Raw genomic sequence first — 3,373 nt, 5'->3', positions numbered from 1 at the left:
CCAAAACCGTTCGGGATGCGCGCAGTGCCGGGACGTGGGTCCAAGACCCACTCCTGATCACTGATTAGGAACGGTTGAACCTCTCGACAACTATCGGGCCGGCCTCATCGCCGGCGACCCCCGCTATGTCGATACTCGGCGAGCCTTGGAGAAGTACAACCTCCGCGTCGGAGGCACCTCCGCCAACCAGATTGGTGCAATCAGCGCGATTGTCCGCATCACCGAACACTACGGCGGAGACGTCCCGGCCAGCGAGATGAGCCGCTTCGCCGGCGACAAGCACCTGGCCTCCTGGGCCGGAGTCTGCCCCGGCCACCACGCCTCGGCCGGCCGCACCAAGAGCACCAAGGTCCGTCCCGGAAACCCGCACCTCAAGGGCGCCCTGGGCATCGCCGCCCTCGGTGCCGCACGCACCAAGGACACCTACCTCCAGGCCCGCTACAAACGGCTCACCGCACGGCGCGGCATGATGAAGGCCCTCGTCGCCGTCGAGCACTCGATCATCACCGCGATCTGGCACATGCTCACCGACCACAAGCCCTACCACGAGCTCGCAGGCACCTACTTCGCCCAGCGCGACCCCGAACGCGCCACCCGCCGCGCGGTCACCCAGCTCAACCAACTCGGCTACCGCGTGACTCTCAACCCACTCGGCACCGCAGCCTGACCCCAGACCACCCGAACTCGACGACCGCCACCGGGCCGCCGAGCACATCGAGCTGCCCGAAACCCCCTGACCTGCACGTATATACGCGTCAGCGGCGGACAGGGTCGGACGGGATGGGACCAGATGGGACCAGATGAGACGGCCAGTGCTCCCGCCGGGAGCACAGTTGATCTTGGTCGCCAGCGAGGGCTCGACGCTGTCGGCGCGATGCCGTTTAGTTCGCGAGGCGTCACTCGCCGCCCCTCAAGGGGATACCTTTAGGGATACCTCTTGGGTATGCTGCGTGTATGACCACAGCGATTACCACGATGAAGGTCCCCTCGGACCTCCGCGACAGGATCGGCGAGGTAGCAGCCGAGATCGGCGGCACCATGGCCTCCGCTCTGGAACGTCTCCTCGACGACCACCGCCGCCAGCGGATGCTCGACCAGTACACCCGCCTCCAGGCCGACCCCGAAGCGTGGGCCGACTACATGGCCGAGCTGGGCGAGTGGGACCACCTCGCAGGCGACGGCCTCACGAGCGACTCCTGGGAGACCGATAAGTGAGCCGTCTCGCACGTCCCTGGCAGATCTGGTACGCCGACCTCTCCCCCGTCATCGGCAGCGAGCAGGCAGGACGCCGTCCCGTCCTCGTCGTCGCCTCTCCCATTCACGCGGCGTTTCCGATCCCGATGACGATCATCGTGCCGCTCACCACCAAGACCCGGGGCCTGGACCACCACGTGCCCATCACCTCACCCGAGTCCGGTCTCGACCGGCCGAGCTGGGCCCGCACCGACGACATCCGCTCCATCTCCGAACAGCGACTCGTCGGGCGCACCCCGCTGGGAGTCATCAGCGACAAGGAGAAGAACGAAGTCCGCCGCTACCTGCGACTCATGCTCGACCTGTGAGCGAGGCCAGCCGGACCACGTGGACGGAACTCCGCGCCGGTCTCGAATTCACCCCGGCCGAGGAATCCAAGATCACCGCAGAACGCGAGCGGCTCCGCGCCCTCACCGACCAGACCGGACCCGAGCCCATCAGCGCCGAGTTCTCCGCCGCCGTCGCAGCGCACGCCGCGACCATCACCGGCACCAGACACCCGCTGTCTTCTCCACAACAGGCGCCGTTCCTGTTGGGCACGATGGTGACTCCTCCCCGCCCTTGAGAACTTGACGCCATCTGGCCGATAGCGTCATGCCGGCCGAGGGGGCTGCAGACATGGCAACGCCCCGCTGTCCGCGAGACGGATAGCGGGGCGTTCGCACTGTTCCCGCCTCCCGTGGCGGGTACCGTCCCAGATAGGCCACTACCAAGGACGGAGCAAGTATGCCCACGCCCACCGACATTGGAATAGGGGCACGAATCGCGGCCTACCGCCGCCTTCACCGGCTCACCCAGAAACAGCTGGCAACCAAAGCCGCTGTGTCCTACTCCCTGCTGGTCAAGGTCGAGCAGGGCCGCCGACCGGCCTCCGGTTCACTGGTCGCTGCCGTGGCTCGGGCCATGTCTGTACCGGTCACGACATTCACCGGCCAGCCGTACGCCGCCGACCACACCCACGACCGCCTCGACGGTCCTCTCGCCGACCTGCGCGCCAGCCTCGACAACTACGACCTGCCCCTGGACGAGATCCCGGTACGCGGCGCCGAGGAGATCGCCCAGGACGTGCAGTACGTCCTGGCCGCCCGTCGGGACGCGAACTTCGGCAGGATCGTCGCCTGCGTCCCGCCGCTCATCGACGAACTCGTCCAGCTCTCCCAGACCGCCACAGGTCACGCAGCCGAGGAAGCCCACCGGCAGCTCGTCCACGTCTACCGGTCCGCCTACGACGTGGCCTACGGCCTCGGCCTGTCCGACCTCGTAGCACTGCTCCTCGCCCGCATGGACTACTCCGCGCAGCGCTCCGCAGACCCGTACCTGGGAGCCCTGTACGGCTACACGCGGGCCTACGCGACGTTCACCACCGGCAGACACGAGGTAGGCCGGGCCATCATCACTGGGGCCCGGCAGGGCATCGACCAGGGCGTAAGAGCCGGGGAACTGCCTGCCCTGTGCTCGGCGGGCAACTTGCACTTGAGGGCGGCGATGCTGGCCACTCGGCAGGGCGACGGCGACACCGCCCGAGAGGAACTCAAGGAAGCCCGCCGTATGGCCGCCCAGCTGGGGCGGGAAATCACCGGCACCGGCGAAGAGGCACAGCACGTGCAGTCGTTCGGCCCGACGAACGTGGCGATCCATGCCGCTGCGGTGGAGATGGAGCTGGGCCACCACGGCAAATCGTTGCAGCTCGCCAAGGAGGTGAAGCCGCCTGCCGGGTACTTCCCTGACCGGCTCGGGCACTTCTGGATCGACACCGCCCGCTCTCAGCTCTGGACCGGCAGAACCGATGCTGCACTGGCCTCGCTCCTCAAGGCACGCACGGTCGCCCCTCAGCAGGCCAAGTACCACCCCAGCGTCAGGGAGACGGTGTCCGGGCTCGTGCACGCGGCCCGCAGAACCCCGGAGACCCTCATCGGCTATGCCTCCTGGTGCGGCCTCCAGCTCTGACCCCTCGGGCAACTGTCACACGGCTTCCTGCGACTGTCACAAGGTGTGCCAGTTGTGGGGCGCCGTTCCGCGTTGACTAGGCATCAGCAGCACCGGCCACCGTTCCTAATCAGTGATCAGGAGTGGGTCTTGGACCCACGTCCCGGCACTGCGCGCATCCCGAACGGTTTTG

At 67.4% G+C, this 3,373-nt stretch carries 5 protein-coding genes; all 5 read left to right on the top strand.

The window, feature by feature from the left end; all coding sequences use genetic code 11:
* Nucleotides 1-145: 145 nt before the first annotated feature.
* Nucleotides 146-667 carry a transposase gene (locus tag NLX86_RS34155; protein ID WP_254375712.1) on the top strand — a complete coding sequence of 174 codons (522 nt, stop codon included), beginning with the start codon at nucleotides 146-148 and terminating at the stop codon, nucleotides 665-667.
* Between the two features lie 287 nt (nucleotides 668-954).
* Nucleotides 955-1,215, top strand: coding sequence for a hypothetical protein (locus NLX86_RS34150; RefSeq protein ID WP_254375711.1), 261 nt, complete (start codon nucleotides 955-957; stop codon nucleotides 1,213-1,215).
* Nucleotides 1,212-1,562: a type II toxin-antitoxin system PemK/MazF family toxin gene (locus NLX86_RS34145; protein WP_254375710.1), complete on the top strand. Its 351-nt coding sequence runs from the start codon at nucleotides 1,212-1,214 to the stop codon at nucleotides 1,560-1,562. The genes NLX86_RS34150 and NLX86_RS34145 overlap by 4 nt, the downstream gene beginning before the upstream one ends.
* Nucleotides 1,559-1,819, top strand: a complete 261-nt coding sequence (locus NLX86_RS34140; protein ID WP_254375709.1) for a hypothetical protein — start codon at nucleotides 1,559-1,561, stop codon at nucleotides 1,817-1,819. Before NLX86_RS34145 ends, NLX86_RS34140 begins: the two co-directional genes overlap by 4 nt.
* 161 nt (nucleotides 1,820-1,980) lie before the next feature.
* Nucleotides 1,981-3,201, top strand: coding sequence for a helix-turn-helix domain-containing protein (locus NLX86_RS34135; protein ID WP_254375708.1), 1,221 nt, complete (start codon nucleotides 1,981-1,983; stop codon nucleotides 3,199-3,201).
* Nucleotides 3,202-3,373 lie beyond the last annotated feature (172 nt).

Origin of the sequence: Streptomyces sp. A3M-1-3, from assembly GCF_024213665.1 — a bacterium.
In the GTDB taxonomy this organism is placed as follows: domain Bacteria; phylum Actinomycetota; class Actinomycetes; order Streptomycetales; family Streptomycetaceae; genus Streptomyces.
The sequence above is the reverse complement of the archived record's forward strand: the minus strand, read 5'-3'. Positions and strand labels throughout refer to the sequence as shown.

Excerpts from the sequence above, each read along its gene's own strand:
- NLX86_RS34150 (WP_254375711.1), top strand. The coding sequence starts at position 955 with ATGACCACAGCGATTACCACGATGAAGGTCCCCTCGGACCTCCGCGAC.
- NLX86_RS34135 (WP_254375708.1), top strand. The coding sequence starts at position 1,981 with ATGCCCACGCCCACCGACATTGGAATAGGGGCACGAATCGCGGCCTAC.